Source organism: Xylocopilactobacillus apis, from assembly GCF_033095965.1.
Taxonomy (GTDB): Bacteria; Bacillota; Bacilli; order Lactobacillales; family Lactobacillaceae; genus Xylocopilactobacillus; species Xylocopilactobacillus apis.
In genome coordinates this window covers 1,466,231-1,480,176 of the sequence record NZ_AP026801.1, presented here as the reverse complement: position 1 = coordinate 1,480,176, position 13,946 = coordinate 1,466,231, and the positions used below count along the sequence as shown (strand labels likewise).

Annotated in this window: 7 protein-coding genes and 1 pseudogene; 2 read left to right on the top strand and 6 right to left on the bottom strand. The window is 35.1% G+C overall.

The window, feature by feature from the left end; all coding sequences use genetic code 11:
- The first annotated feature begins 170 nt into the window (after window positions 1-170).
- Entirely contained in the window at window positions 171-4,847 is a 4,677-nt protein-coding gene (locus R8749_RS07020) for an immunoglobulin-like domain-containing protein (protein ID WP_317695363.1), read from the top strand.
- Window positions 4,848-5,032: 185 nt separating this feature from the next.
- Window positions 5,033-8,320: a sigma factor-like helix-turn-helix DNA-binding protein gene (locus tag R8749_RS07015; protein ID WP_317695361.1), complete on the top strand. Its 3,288-nt coding sequence runs from the start codon at window positions 5,033-5,035 to the stop codon at window positions 8,318-8,320.
- Window positions 8,321-8,338: 18 nt separating this feature from the next.
- Here R8749_RS07015 and R8749_RS07010 read toward each other — a convergent pair.
- The 6 genes and pseudogenes from R8749_RS07010 to R8749_RS06985 all read right to left on the bottom strand — a co-directional run.
- Window positions 8,339-9,678: pseudogene (locus R8749_RS07010) on the bottom strand (6-phospho-beta-glucosidase); the annotation flags it as partial.
- Window positions 9,671-9,997 (bottom strand): PTS sugar transporter subunit IIA, encoded by a 327-nt coding sequence (locus R8749_RS07005; protein WP_317698538.1) that lies wholly within the window; start codon window positions 9,995-9,997, stop codon window positions 9,671-9,673. The gene R8749_RS07005 and the pseudogene R8749_RS07010, both read right to left, overlap by 8 nt.
- Before the next feature lie 16 nt (window positions 9,998-10,013).
- Window positions 10,014-10,346, bottom strand: coding sequence for a PTS sugar transporter subunit IIABC family protein (locus R8749_RS07000; RefSeq protein ID WP_317695359.1), 333 nt, complete (start codon window positions 10,344-10,346; stop codon window positions 10,014-10,016).
- Between the two features lie 45 nt (window positions 10,347-10,391).
- Window positions 10,392-10,616 (bottom strand): hypothetical protein, encoded by a 225-nt coding sequence (locus R8749_RS06995; protein ID WP_317695358.1) that lies wholly within the window; start codon window positions 10,614-10,616, stop codon window positions 10,392-10,394.
- A 507-nt stretch (window positions 10,617-11,123) separates the two neighbouring features.
- Window positions 11,124-12,938, bottom strand: coding sequence for a beta-glucoside-specific PTS transporter subunit IIABC (locus R8749_RS06990; RefSeq protein WP_317695355.1), 1,815 nt, complete (start codon window positions 12,936-12,938; stop codon window positions 11,124-11,126).
- An 11-nt stretch (window positions 12,939-12,949) separates the two neighbouring features.
- A complete protein-coding gene (locus tag R8749_RS06985; protein WP_317695353.1) occupies window positions 12,950-13,780 on the bottom strand; it encodes a PRD domain-containing protein in 831 nt (276 codons plus the stop codon).
- Between the last annotated feature and the right edge of the window lie 166 nt (window positions 13,781-13,946).

Genomic DNA, 13,946 nt, shown 5'->3' with positions numbered 1-13,946 from the left:
ATTAGCGTCAAATACAGAATTGTAATTTTCTGTTAGGTTTAAGAAGAATTCTTAACAGTTAATTTTATTCAATAAAAAATAACGCTAATAAGAAAAAAAAAAAAAAACAGTGAAAAAAAGTGATATAATTTCACCGTATCACAAAAACACTTCAAAAATAGGAGAATTTTATGAATTTAAAGCTTACTGGCTTAGCTAGTACGGGTTTGTTATTATTATCACCAATTTCAAGTGCGATGACAGCAGTAACACCGGTAGTGTCAGTTCATGCCGAAAATAATTGGGATTACGATGTTGATAATCCCAGTCTTGGAGATTACGATCAACTGTTGCAAAACGCTGGTCCTAACGATGGGGTTGTCGATTGGTACCCAACTATGAATGCTTTAGGGGAGAATCCAACTGCTCAAAAAGTTGTTCGTCAATTGATCGATTTATCGATTGCAACTAATGACAAAGATTCAAATGCCCGGAAAGTGCTTTTTAATGACACAACAGGCAATAATGATAAGGCAGGGTATAAAGAAACTTATGATAAATACAATGTTGCCTTAGGTTTTATTGCCCAAATTCTCGATTTCAATAATGAGAAGAGTGGAGTTGGAGCACGTCTAAAACAGGCTGCGGAAAGCGGAACCGATGATCCGACAGATTCTGATGGGGACAGTATTATTAAAGGCCGAATTACGGAAGATCCAACTAATCAAAATGTTGGCCGTAATATTTCAGATGTATTGGGTACGGCTTTCTTTGGTAATGCAGATGATGCGTATGCTCAAATCTATGTGAACGGATATGATAATGTTGCGCAAAATGAAGCAAATATTATTAGAGAGGCAACTTCTAGTATTACAATTGTGGCTCAGAGCAAGACGACGGGTAAGAAAGCTACCGCAATATTCAAGCTTAATAACAAAACTCAACCAAGTGTAAACGAAGGAATCCGTCTTAATAACTATGTGGACAACAGTCTTTATGCCTTAGATAAAGAAGGCAGTCTTGATATTGCGGGACTTAATATGACGACAACTCCACAAGAGACGCTGAACAAGATTAATTATTCTAAAAAGACTAGTTATTGGTTTGACAGCAGTAACGGTGGAGGAACAATTGTCGTTCCCAAAGGGACAACTGCCAAACAAATCGCTAATTTAATTACTAAGAAGAAATTAATTGGAACCAATTCACTGCAAGAGTCAGCACCGATGAAAGCTATTCAGTCTACCACAGCCCCTGGTGATGAGGGAGCTAATAACGAGATTGTTGGGTCTAATGGCAAGACTTGGAAAGACGTTGCTTATAATCATGCTTATGAAAAGACCTATAGTGCGTCAAGTGTCACAACGGCTAATTGGCCTGGGCCCTTGAGCGAAAATAACTACGTTAGTTCTGCTAACGGACTAGGTGGACCCGATAAATTTGGCCTTGGTCAGAATGGTAATCAATACCGTGAATATAATAACTTATTCAATGGTACAGTTGGTTATAACAATGTAGTTAATAATATTATAACAACAAGTTCTAATCAGACAATTGATAGTTGGTTCGGAGGTGGAGGAATGTCAGGAATACCTGACCCTAAAAAGCTACATATGATTGATACAAATGCCTTATTTGACCCCAAAGTTGATTCAGGCAAAAAATTCTCTCCAAGATCAGCTTCTTCAATTCCAGATTTTAAGATGTCAGAAGGAACTCCTTATGATCAAAAAGGAGGTCTTGTAAATGCTGCTAATATGACAAGAAAAGATGGATCAGAAAGTAAAGTTGCTGGAACTAACGATCCTACAAGAGGATCAAATGTTGGTAAAGTAGAACATTTATTTCAACCTTCTAGTTATTTCAAAGAAGCATATGATGCCAATCATTTTGCAACTAATGATCCGACAATTAATAGTGCAGGAATTGATGATTTAACCAACCAATTGACAAATACGGGAAGTTTTTCTAACGGTCAAGTTAAAAAAAGTTTTACCTATGAAGCACCTGTTTCAAGTTGGATGTATAAATCATATAATAACCCTTATTCAACTGTAATGAGTAGTCAAGCAACAGTAACGCTTGATGGAACTGCATTGGATTCAAGAAATGGAGTTACTAATTCGTCCATTCAACCTCAAGAATTTTTGGATTTAACTGATCCAAACAATCCCAATGTAAAAGGTCCTATTAAATTATCAACAGATGCATATGTTAACTATGTTAAAGACGATAGTGGAGACCCAGTTTACTTTTTTGCGGGTACTTTTGATACAGGTACTTTTGAACAAATTGTAGGCGCAAGTCCTAATGGGACAGCAGCTAGTAATTCTTCATCTAAAAGAATTAATGTTAATTTAACAAAATCCTCCAGTCATCCTTTAGACATTAGATTCTCTGTACAACCGGGAAATGGTGATAATAACTTATTTAGAAAATTTGGAGCAGTTGGAACAACTGGTGATTCAATTTCATTCGATTCTAGTTCTATTGGAGGCAATGACATGGATAATACGGTGCCTCCTGACAATTCTAAAAAAGATTTAAATAATCCTTTTATAGGTAGTACTTCTCAAATAAAATTGGATTCCCCTTATGATAAATTTCAACTTTGGAATCAAAATCAGTATTTTGTCCAAACGTGGGATAAAAATATAAGAACCAAAGATTTTAATGGAAAATTAACACTTGATGCCAAACCGATTATTTATAACAAATGGATCTCGCCGGCAGACTATAATAGAAATATTGATTCACCTAACTTTGAGGGAAAATATTATATAGAAGGAACAATTGTTCTCCATAAAAATTTCAGTGGAAGGTATGAATTAAAATCGTTAATTTCTGGTAATAATACTTCTCAAGGTGATGGTTCAAAGAGGGCTTACTTTAATTCAAATCTTTATAATAATCCTAGTGGTGATTTTTCTTATGATTCAAGTGCCAATCATAAGAATAATAGTCGATATTTTGTGTCACAGGATTTCTCCATCGGACCCGTTTCGACAGATATGATTGCAGATCCTGGAGATCCTGGAGCAGGTGTTACAATTGATGGAACTTACTATCCATATGGCAAGAATGATCCTGCTGGTAAGTCAACCGAAGATAATGCTTCAAAGATTTTGAAATTAGCAGTTTTGAATAATGATCCAACTCAAAATGAAACGAATATTAGGGATTCGGGTGCTGATAAGCCTACTAACGAATTCACCGACTCTGGTGCCGATGGCAACGGTCATGGAACAGACGGAACTGGTTATAAGCTAGTTACAATCAGTGAGGCAGCTTCTAAACAAGGTGTCACAGAAGATGAACTTGCTCAAGAAGTTTCAAATGTTACGGGTAAGAGTAAAGATTGGGTTAAGAGCAACCAGTGGGTTGAAGCAACTCTTCCTCGTTTAAACAAAAATGCAGGTAACGCAAGAATCAATGTCGTAGTTTACGATAAAGAAGCAGTGCCTGCTCCAAGTAAACAAGATACAAAACCATCATTCTCAACAACAGATATCAGTGGGGGCAATGATCCATTCAATGTTAACTTTAGACCGTATACTACAACTTATGATGATGGCGCAGTGTTGAAAGCAGCAGACGTTCCTCAGAACTTTAAGAACTTACTTGCAAGAATTTTAGTAGCTGGTAATCCTGATTTAGTAGGAAGCCCTACTAAGCTGCAGCAGATCTTAGTATCATCCTTCTTAGACAGCTGGCAGCAAAATGACGGTAGTTTCAAACAGACTGACAAAGGAGTAGGAGTGAGCTCCCCACTTTACATGTATGGTGGTTTTGGAATTAGTAATTCTGATACTAAGAACTCATATGCACAGTGGCCAATGGGGTACGCTGACAACAGCGGAGATTACAATACTGCAATTAACAATTATCAAAATGATTTCTACCGCGGCAGTGGAACTTTAAAAACTGCTGATAATAAAGGCACAATTAATGGGATACCTTTTACAGCACTAACGGTTGACACCAGCAAATTAGACATGACAAAAGCTGGCAGCTATCCAGTTGTCTATACTTACACCAATCCAAGTGATCCAAAAGATAAAGCAAGTATTACAGTTCCTGTAACGGTAAGTGATTCATCGGCTCCGGTATTCTCATTCCAAGGATCAACGAATACAACAATTCATGTCGGTGATAATTTTGATATCAATAACTACAAAGTGGTAGGTTCATGGTCAATCTTCAACAATTATGGCGGAGATTACAATAAACTTCCTAATTTTGAAGGGATTGCGAAAAATACGGACGGAACTCCGCAAGTTACTGTAACCGGTACGGTAGATACTCGTAAACCAGGAATCTATCAGGTTACTTATAAAGCAACTAGCACAAGTGGTGCAGTAACTGAGATGGTAAGAAATATTACGGTGTTACCATCCGATAATAGTAATACGCCAAGTACAAGTGATTGGGAAATAACTGCGTATAAGGCTGTTGGCTACATTAATTATGTACCGGGTTATGGCATTATGGTATACAATGCTCCAGCTGGAGCAAGTACTGGTCAACGGTTAGTTCACGGTAGTTCATGGAAAATTAGTCATAAAGCGGTAAATGCCAAGGGTGAAACATTCTATCGAGTTGGTAATAATCAATGGATTAACGGTAAGTACGTAACGTTTAGTCCAATTAATACCGTAACTCCTCTTCGAGGCGAGGTTAAGATCGTCTACAAGAAAGGTTATGGCGTCAACCTTTGGAAGAGTGCAAGTACAACAAACGGTTATTATGCAGGACGCAAGTTAATGCATGGCAGCCACTGGAAAGTATCAGGTAAGCAAAACGGATTCTATAAGGTCGGCAAGGATCAATGGATCCAAGGGGAATACGCAGGTTTTATGGCTTACTAACAAAATATAAAAAGATTCGGAGCAAATACCGGATCTTTTTTGTTAGGGAAAAACATTTAGTAAATGAAATAAAATTTCTTTCGATAAATCATATTTTGACGATTATTTTATAAAGATTAACGACAAAAGCCATCTTTTTTAGCATAATATGGTATAAGACTTTTTTAGGACGGAGTGAATTCAAAGTGAAAGAGGGAGTATTCTTTCCTAATTTTTGGACGAAAGAACAAGTCAAGCATTGGGTTGACGTTTTTATTAGAAAAGAAATTAAACTAGAGTTTAATCAAAAGGATAATCAATATTGGTTTAGTCCAGACATCTTGCGAGAACTTAACTTAGAGAATCCAGATTCTTTCAGTGAGCTAACGCAATTATTAAGTTTGTTTGGCATTTCGGTGCAAGTGGATCAAAATGAAGATGTATTTAAAAAATTTACTTGGGATCGTAATACTTGTGTTGTTGTCGATCCGCGACCAATTGAAATCGAACATTTTATTGAAGAGCATACTTTATTAATTTCTTTATCTAAATTCGATGCGTTAAAGTCATACGGAACTCTATTTGGACTTATTTTAAATCAAATTACTTTTTTGGATTCTAGAATAAACCTTGAAATGTTAACCCAGATTTTCAATGATAGTGAGATTACGATTATTATTCCGTTAAGGTTAACAATTTTTGATTCAAAACGAGTTAAAGTCGATGAGTTATTTAACTATCAGCATAATGCTTTAATTATTAATCACTTTGCAGATGCAGGTGTTACCTATCTGGATGAACTAACTTCAGAAAGACTTCAGAAAATTTATAAAATGCCGGGAATTGGAAAGGGGAAACAGAAATTTATTGAAAATAAAATTCGAAATCTTATCGATTTTGAATTAGCTGAAGACATCGAAGTTGTAGATGTTAATCAATCGATTCCAATAAAAATTTTATTTGATGAAAATAAAGATCGATTAATTATTAACTCCTTTTATAAAAACGGAATTCAAAATACAGATCAAATTACACCGGATTTATTAAACAAGATTTTTAATTTTCCTGGAATTGGAGAGAATAAAAAGCAAAAAATTCTTGCAACAATTAAATCAGCTCCGAAAATAATTGATAAACAGATTAATTCACCGGAACTATTTCTACCAATATTGCCGTTTTCACATCTCATCCTTAAAGATGAGCCAGATGATCTAATAATTACTATCAATGAATATTTACGTTTGATAAATACTCTTTTAAATAAAAAGAAATTTGTCGTTTCGTTAAAAGATGCTCCAGAGAAGATTAAAAATTTTGTTGATAATAAAGAGCAAGACGAACAAATGGCGATTATAAGAAAAGCGCTCGCAATCTATTTTAAAGAAGATTTTGATCAATACCCGGATGATTTAATTGAAAGAAGCTGGCATCTGTTAAACGATCTTTTGCCCAATTCGGTTGAATATTACGTTAATGAATTTATAGATCAGCTCGATGAACGTTCAAAAGCAGTTTTGAAATATCGAAAAATGAGCTCAGATATTCTGACATTAGAAGAACTAGGTGAAAAGTGGGGAATTACGAGGGAAAGAGTCCGTCAAATTGATAAGAAGGTCTCTAACGTTTTTATTCAGTGGTGGCAAAATCATAACTTTACACTTAAGCTTCTAGTGCTTGGGAAATGTCAGCCGATGACATTAAGTAAATATTTCAGTGAAGAAAATAATCGACTAATTGAAAGTACAATTATCGATTCTGATTTGAATCAGTACTTTCTTACCAGTGATGATTATTTGCAAATGTTTGTTGATGTTTTACTGCCAATTTTGTTAGATGGACAAATTCATTCAATCGCAGAAATTAAGCAAGTTTTTGAAAATAATCACTTAGAACTTAAAGCTGATGAATTTAATCAGGCGATAGACAATTTAAATTATAGGCTCGATCAAGATAATAGACGGCTTATTTCTACTAAACGAGTACCAAAAATAAAAATCATTGAAGAGTACTGCAGTTATCGTAAAACTAAGATAATTGACGTTGATGAATATGATCAAATTAATGAATGGTCTAAAGAAAAGTTAGGTTATGAAGCATTTCCATCTTTGAGAGCGTTTCAAGGAAGGTTATCTAATCAATCGGAGTACATTCCGATTGGCAAGGGAAAATATAAGCTTTTTGAGAAAGAAAATTATGATCTAGTAATTTTTGAACGAGCAAAAAAACTAGTTGATGACCATTTTGCCGATGGTTACCACTATGTTCGTGATGCTTGGTTATTTGAACAATTAAAAGAAGATCTGCCAAAATCCATGACAACCGATGAGTTTTATCAAATTTTTCAACGGCTTTATCCTGTTGATTTTGTATATTCACCTGGTCGAAATAATGATATTTTTGTTCTTGGCAGTCAACCGTTAACAATCGGAGAACAGATAGTTGAATTTTTGAAAACTCAAAATCATCCCGTTTCGTTAGGTAATTTAAAAAAACAATTTGGTTGGGCTAATTATACTTTGCAACAAGAGGCGGCAAAAAATCTAGAGATTGTGTTAAATGGACAAAATGTTATGTGGCTGGATGTTAATTTTGCCAAAGAATTTTTAGGTGATTCGCTAACTGATTATCTTAATCGTGAACTGAAAATCTACCCAATTTTGTCACTTAAGATCTTTTATCACAATTACATAGAATTATGGCCTGAGGAAGCAGAGTTAACTAATACTGATGATAAAATGGCACTTGCAAGTTTTATTAATGCATTGAATTTAGACGTAGAAGTATCGGGAGAATTTATTTTAAGAAAAACTTATCAACCGACACTAAAAAGAGAACCGGCAGATTTATGGCCGCAATACTTAAAAGTCCATGTGAAAAATCAATTAACATTAAAAGAAATTAAACAGATTTTTATTGATGCTGGAATGGGTGAAGGGACATGGAATTTACGCGGAAATGACGATCTTAAAAAGTCAGGATTAATTCCAGTTTCCAGCAAATTTTATGCAGATAAAGATAATATGAAACGAAATGATACTATTGATCAGGCGGTTCAAGACAAAATTGAACAATTACTTAGTAACCAGGATTTTCTGGCCGTAAATGCTCTTACACCAGATAGTTTTCATGATCTGCCGGATGTTAATTTCGAGTGGACACCAGAATTACTAGCATCTTTTGCAGAAATATTAGGATATAACTGTTTTTCTTGGTCTGGCGATTTCTTTAAGATGCCGTGTTACGTGGTTACTCGTTCTACAGCGAGCTATACATCAATCGAAGATGTGATTTTAAAACAAATCAAAGGTTGGATGAAAGATGATAACTATGAGCCTCATTTATACGATCTAGCAAGCAGTAAAGGATTGGTTCCTTCAAGAAATGAGTTCTCAAAGAAATGTTTTCCAAAACGATTTTATTCGTCAAAAAATCTAGAAGTTGACGAAAATAGATCCATAGTTTTAAATACTAAAAAAGTTTTAGCCGATTTATAAAGCTAAAACTTTTTTTATTTATAAATTTTCACCATTTGAGGCGATGACCTTTTGATACCAATAGAAAGATTTCTTGGGATATCGCTTTAGACTCCCATGTCCTTCATCATCACAGTCAACGTAAACATAACCATAGCGCTTACTCATCTGACCAGTACTTGCTGCAACTAGATCAATTGCACTCCAAGTGAGGTATCCTCTTAGATCAACGCCGTCAATTTCGATTGCGTCCATCATAGTTTTAATATGTTGCTTTAGATAATCAATTCGATAGTCGTCAGCGACATAATTATTTTCATCCGGATTATCGACTGCTCCGAGTCCATTTTCGACAATAAAAATTGGTTTTTGATAGCGGTCATATAACTGATTAAGTGAATTCCTAAGCCCCAAGGAATCGATTTGCCACCCCATTCAGTTGATGGCAGGTACTTATTTTTAATTGAAGGGAAAATATTGCCGGTTGCACTTTCGTAATCTTCAGGATGAGCACTAACCGTCCTGGAACAGTAATAAGAAAATGTAATAAAGTCTACTGGATTATCAGCTAAAATTTCTTTGTCATCTGAATCCATTTGGATTTTAAGATTTTCTTGTTCAAATTTCTTAAGGGCATAATTAGGGTAGACTCCACGAGCTTGGACATCAATGAAGAAATAGCCTTCACGGTCCCGTCTGATCATTTCCTGATAGTCTTCTGGTCGACAAGTATAAGGATAGTGACTGCCGCCAGCGAGCATGCAGCCAACCTGATTATTAGGATTAATTTCGTGTGCTATTTTGGTAGTTAACGCACTGGCAACTAATTGATGACGAGCTGCCTGGTATTTAACTTCTTTTTTGTTGTCATCGGTTCGAAATACAATTCCACCGCCGACAAAAGGCTGATGCAGTAAAATATTGATCTCGTTAAAAGTCAGCCAATATTTCACAAGTCCTTTGTAACGTTCTATGACGGTTTTGGTGTAATTGGTATAAAAATCAATTAGGCGCCGATCTCGCCAGCCGCCATACTTCTTAATTAAATGGACGGGGATATCGAAATGGGCGAGGGTGACCATTGGTTCAATCTGGTATTTACGCAGTTCCTTGAAAATATCTTCGTAAAATTTGAGCCCTTTTTCATTGGGTTTTTCATCATCGCCATTAGGGAAAATGCGACTCCAAGAAATCGACATCCGGTACATTTTTAGTCCCATTTCCGCAAATAATTTGATATCTGATAAATAGTGATGATACATGTCAATTGCTTGTTTAGCGGGATAATAGTGGTCGTCCTGCCAATCCAACATTTCAAGTTCTCCCTGACTGACTTTTAAGCGGTCACTTCCAAAGGGCAAAAGATCAATATTAGATAATTTGTGTCACGTATCCAGCTTCTTTGATTTTGTCAAAGTCGATGTCCATTAACTGTTGACCTTGTTTTACAACATCACCCGATGTAACTTCAGAGTTGAAATATTTGCCGTTTAATTCAATGGTATCTAAGCCAATGTGAATTAATATTTCTAGTCCATCATCTGATTGGATTCCGATCGCGTGTTTACTCGGTGCAATAAATAAAATTTTACCAGCACAAGGAACAACGATTTTCCCGTCAATTGGTTCAACTGCAAATCCTTCCCCTAATGAGGCAGTTGCAAATGCTTCGTCTTTAACTTCATTTAAAGGGATCACTTCGCCTTTAGCAGGGCTAATCAAAAGAGAATCTTTTGGTAAGAATCCAAAGGGAAAGAGTTCCCATAATTAAGAAAGTAAGCATTGGTATGAACACTAGATTCACGGACTTTGGAATGATGCGATTTAAAAATCTTTCCAAGTAAGCTTGAACAAAAACTACTAACAGGATTGGAATTACAGAGCCTGAATAGTTGGCAAGAGTAAATGGAATTATGCCAAAGAAATGAACCGGTTTGGCTATTAATACTAAACTACTCCAAGTAGAATGCAGCATGATCGCTGTAACTGGGACAGCTAAATTTTGATTGCTTTTTAACTTTTGAGCTTCAGTGAATGCCAGTAACATTGGTAAGAAATAAAAGACGCCATCGGCAAATATATTTAAAAGCGTTTATGTTTGCGATTTAGTAGAAATAACATTAAATACCATTAAGACTGCTTTAACCATTCCAGCGCCTGATAAGGCAGGAATGACGGGTTGGAAAACGCCACCTACAAAGTCAATAATTTTGTCAAAAAAGTTGTTTTTTTCATTTGTTGAGTAATCACTCAATTTAAGATCAACGATTTTCTCAACCTCTTCAAATACTTTAGCAATATTAGTTCCAATTACCACTTGATATAATCCCGCATTTACAATATATCTAACTACGCCATCGAGTGATTCTAATTCTTTAACGTCGATTTTATCAGGTCGCTGACTTTGAAGCGGACAGTGGGCATCAGTGATGTTTGATTTTCCGACTAATTTGTCAACGATATCATGAGCTAATTTATTATATTTTTAACTCATGAGATTCTCCTTTCGATTAACAAGAAATTTCTATGATTCAACCCAGGAGCGATCTTGTCATATTCTTGAATATATTGCTCCGGGACAAAAATATGAGCGTCTAAAATACTTAAGGAAATGAGTTTTGGAATTTATGAAGGAGAAAATGAATCCCTGCGCCTAAAGGTTCAAAAAATTTCGAAACTTTTTATCTTCAATTTGGCGGTAAAAGTGCAAAAAAAGTTGAAAATCAAGTGAGTGATACTTTGACCAATATTAAGGAATAAGCGTTCTATAAATATAAAAAAGTCATGACTTTTTATTGGTCATGACCTTTTTATTAGAAATCAGTTATTTGTCTGAAGAATTAATTTCAGTGATAAAAACTTGTTGATCGTTTATTTCAATCTGATCATCTTTGGTATTAAGAGCAGCTAAAATTACAGTCGGATCAAATCCTTCATTGCGAATTAAGTCAAAGTCGACATTTATCAATGGGTCTCCAGAATTAACACGTTGATCTTGTTTTACTAAAGTGTTAAATCCTTTTCCTTTTAACTTAACGGTATCGATGCCCACATGAATTAGAAATTCCTGTCCATTATCATCGGTTAACCCAATTGCATGTCCGGTTGGATAAACCATGGTAACAGTGGAATCAACTGGTGCAACAATTGTATTACCGTTGGGTTCAATTGCGACGCCGCTTCCTAAACTTCCACTCGCAAATACTTGATCATTAACTTCGGATAAAGGAATTACTTTTCCGTCAATGACATTTTTTATCTTTTTAGGTTCATTTGTTTTAACAGGAGTATTTACAACACCGAAGAAATAAGTAAAAACAAATGAAAGTACGACAGCAATTACACCAGTTATACAAGCATTGATGAAGTTGTTAGGGTTTTTACCGATAAAAATCGGCAGCGTAAAGATTCCGGGAGCACCAAATGAGTAACGAACAACTTTGGTAATTCCGGCGTATAAACCAGCAATACCTCCGGCAGTCATTACACTAGCTAAAACTCGTTTATATTTCAAAGTTATCCCATAAAGAGCAGGTTCGGTAATTCCTGAAAAAGCAGTAATAGTTGCAGAAACAGCGACTTCACGAGCCTTAAGATTTTTTTCTCTAAGCGATACAGCCAAAGCAGCACCAGCTTGAGCCAAATTACTTGCTAATGACCCGGGACCAGAAATGCTTTCATATCCATACTTAGTAAAAGATGCGGTTGATAGAGGTAAAAGAGAAATATGCATTCCGACCATTACCATTAAAGGATTAAAAGTTCCAATTAATAAAGGAATTAGCCAAGGTGAGTACTTATCAAGGAAGTTAATAATTGCAAATAATCCGTCACCGAGCCATGAACCAATTGGTCCGATAATAATTAAAGCAACAGGTGCTGTTATTACCACAATCAATAATGGCTTTAAAATGGTTTTAACTACATTTGGAATAAATTTTTCTGCAAAACGATCTACATAACTCATAAACCAAACTACCAAGATAATCGGGATAACGCTGCTGCCATAAGAAACAAGCCTAATCGGTGCTCCAAATAATGAAATCGGATTTTTAGCAGCGATCATCGCAGAAAAGGCGGGATGCAGCATTACTCCTGCCATCATCATCGCTAAATATTGGTTGGTACGAAATCTTTTGGCGGCGCTGCTTGCTAACATAAATGGCAGGAAATAAAAAGCTGCATCTGCCATGAAATTCAATATTTGGTAATTTGTGCTTTGCTTATTCATTCCAAATAAAGTGAAAATTGCTAAAAGAACTTTGAACATTCCGCCGGCAATTAAGACCACAATAATTGGTGACATAATGCTCACAATTGCGTTTAAGACTCTTTTAAAAATGTTAGTTTCTTTTCTATCTTCATTAGAATTATTTTCGTTATTATCCTGAATATGATAATTTTTCATAATTTCTTGATAGTAACTTCCAACATTTCCCCCAATGACGATCTGAGCTTCTTCACCTGAATCTACAGCGCTTAATACCTCAGGCATTTTCTCTAACGCGGGAATATTAAATTTGCTTTTGTCAATTAAATTAAAGCGAAGACGGGTTGCACAATGGTATAAATTAGTTACGTTATGTACACCGCCGACGTACTCCATAATTTTGTCGGTAACTTCTTTGTTTGAGCTCATTTTTTTCTCCTTTAATGGGTTAAAACTCGGTGAATATGAATAATCAGATAAGCAATTTCTTCATTGGTAATTTTACGGTCATAGATTGTTTCAACTGTTTTTTGAATCTTCAGTGCCATTTTAGAAGCATCTGGATAGAGCTCATATGCCATTTTTAATAAATTATTATCATCTGAAAGCATCTTATTGCTTAAATAGCGTTCAGCAAAAAATTTTAAATGGGTAATGAAGCGCTCATAATTTAGACCATTATCATTAAGACTTCCTTTGGTTAAAACGCGCAGAATTTGCAGCATATTATCAACTAATTGAGTTGCTTCAATCACGTTTGTCTTGACTGAGGATTTACTGGTGTTGTTAATAATATGAAATGCAATATTTGCAGCTTCTTCTCTCGGCAGTTCAATTTTAAGCAGCTCTTTTACAACAGATAGGCCGTAATTACCGATTTCAAACATTTCAGGATAATAGGTTTTAACTTCCCAATAAATTCGATTACCTAAGACCTGTTTTGTGTTGTAACGAGCGACTGCAAAATAAAGATGATCAGTTAAAGAATAATAAACACTGCTTATTAACGTTTCATCTAATTTTTTTTCAGCATAGTCAACGATTTTTGCCGTGACATCAATATAAACGGGAGGAATTTTATTTAATGATTCAATCATTTCCTTTTTTCGACTATCGTCGATTGAAATGAATTTTTTGGAGATTTGTTCAGGCGAGATAAGATTATTTACTTTCTGGTGGTAACCGATCCCTTTTCCAAAAACTATAAATTCCTGATCGTTTTCTTTGACCATTACAACATTAACATTGAGTACTTTTGTAATCTTAAACATGTAATCCTTAATAAAAAAACAGGTAAAATTTAGTAAAAACTCTAAACTAAATAGAGTCCTGACTAAGTCTTGCCTGCATTACCAGTAACATTCGCTTATTGATATTTATTCACTTAACCGAGACTATATCATATGCTTTATTTATTTGCAATTCAATTGTTAAGAT

What these genes read in the sequence shown, in the direction of transcription:
- R8749_RS06985 (WP_317695353.1), bottom strand. Translation starts at nt 13,780, where the DNA reads ATGTTTAAGATTACAAAAGTACTCAATGTTAATGTTGTAATGGTCAAA.
- R8749_RS06990 (WP_317695355.1), bottom strand. Translation starts at nt 12,938, where the DNA reads ATGAGCTCAAACAAAGAAGTTACCGACAAAATTATGGAGTACGTCGGC.
- R8749_RS07000 (WP_317695359.1), bottom strand. Translation starts at nt 10,346, where the DNA reads ATGTTACTGGCATTCACTGAAGCTCAAAAGTTAAAAAGCAATCAAAAT.
- R8749_RS07020 (WP_317695363.1), top strand. Translation starts at nt 171, where the DNA reads ATGAATTTAAAGCTTACTGGCTTAGCTAGTACGGGTTTGTTATTATTA.